The sequence below is a fragment of the Pirellulales bacterium genome, from assembly GCA_035939775.1.
Lineage (GTDB): Bacteria > Planctomycetota > Planctomycetia > Pirellulales > DATAWG01 > DASZFO01.
On the sequence record DASZFO010000182.1, the window covers coordinates 1 to 1,725 of the forward strand.

The following is a 1,725-nucleotide window of genomic DNA, read 5'->3' on the forward strand; positions in this document are numbered from 1 at the left end:
AACTCGCGGAACTTGATCGAGGGGAATGCCATGAGAGAAGTTGTGATTCAGGCGACGCATCATCCTGGTGAACTGGCGCGGATTGCGAATGCCCTTTCCCTGAAGAGCGTGAATATCAAATCGGTGGCCGCGCTGGCCATCGGACACCAGGGTCTGGTGCGGATCATTCCCGACAACATTGAAGCGGCCCGAAGCGCGCTGCATGAGGCCAACATCCGCTTTGAAGAGAACGAGCTCGTTACGGTCTTGCTCGAGAACCAGGCAGGCGAGCTGACCGCAGTCGCCGCAAAGCTCGCCGATGCCGGCTTGAATCTGGAAGCCGCCTACGTGGTGGGGCTTGGCGGCGACATGGTCGAATTGGCGCTGGCCGTGAACGACGTGAAAAAGGCGAAGAAAATTCTGGAGTGATTTGCGACGCGCTTCGAATGGCCTGAGGGGAACGATGGACGAATCGTCACACCTCCGGACTGGACACCGGCTGCGCGGCAAGATAACACGACTTGCTGTTGCCGCGCGCTGGCCACCGCGGCGCGAATGTTGATCCAGGGACGAAATTGTGTTCCGGCTTGCTATGCACACCTATTGGATTCGCACAGTCTGCGGCGCGGTGATGGCGCTGACCGTGTTGACCGGCACATCGCCGCTCAAGGAGCGGCCGATCAATTCGCGGCCCAATATCGTAATGATCGTGGCCGACGACTTGGGGTTTTCGGATCTCGGCTGCTACGGCTCCGACGTCGGTACGGCCGAATTAAATCGACTCGCGGCCAACGGGCTGCGGTTTACACAGTTTTATAACTGTGCCCGCTGCTGCCCAAGCCGTGCCTCGATTTTGACGGGGCTTTATCCCCACGAAGCCGGCGTCGGGCACATGCTCGAAGACTGGCACCCCCCCGGGTACACGCATGGGCTCAACGAAGAGTGCGCGACGATTGCCGAGCTGTTGCGAGCGGGCGGATATCGCACGTATCACGTCGGAAAGTGGCACGTCGGCGGCGTCGGGCAGAAAGACCCGCGAAACCATCCGATCAACCGGGGCTTTGACCATGCGCGCGGCACGGGGGGCGGTGGCAACTATTTCAAGCTGTATCCGCTCTACGACGATCTCAAATCGATCGAGCCGTGGCCCGGCTTCTACGCCACCGACGTTTTCGCCGATTGGGGCGTGCAAACGATCAGGCAACACCAGCGCGAGCACGCGGGGCGGCCGTTTTTTCTGCATCTATGCTTCACCGCTCCCCACTTTCCGCTGCAAGCGCATCCGGCCGACATCGCCCGGCACCGCGGCGAATTCAAAATCGGCTGGGACGAGCTGCGAAAAAAGCGATTTGCCCAACAAAAGTCGCTCGGCTTGATGGATCCGCATTGGAATCTTTCACCCCGCGATCCGATCGCGCGGGCTTGGAGCGACACCCCAGACGCCGACCGCGATGAATGGGACCTTCGCATGTCGGTGCATGCCGGAATGATCGAATGCATGGATCGGGGAATCGGTCGCGTGTTGGACGAAATCCGGCAGGCCGGTCTGACCGAGAACACGGTCGTCATGTTTTTCTCCGATAACGGGGCCAGCGCCGAGGCGCTCAACTCGTATCCCAACCCGGCGCGCGGACACAAACCGGGCAGCATCACCGGGACCGCAGAGTCGCATCGCTGCCTTGAAGTCGGTTGGGCGAATGCGGCCAATACGCCGTTTCGAGAGCACAAGATGTGGGTGCACGAAGG

The 1,725-nt window shown here is 60.7% G+C and carries 2 protein-coding genes; both read left to right on the forward strand.

What is annotated here, in order from left to right; translation table 11 throughout:
- The first annotated feature begins 42 nt into the window (after positions 1-42).
- Positions 43-408, forward strand: a complete 366-nt coding sequence (locus VGY55_11910) for a hypothetical protein (protein HEV2970665.1) — start codon at positions 43-45, stop codon at positions 406-408.
- Between the two features lie 148 nt (positions 409-556).
- Positions 557-1,725: sulfatase-like hydrolase/transferase (locus VGY55_11915; GenBank protein HEV2970666.1), on the forward strand; the 1,169-nt coding region annotated here is incomplete at its 3' end.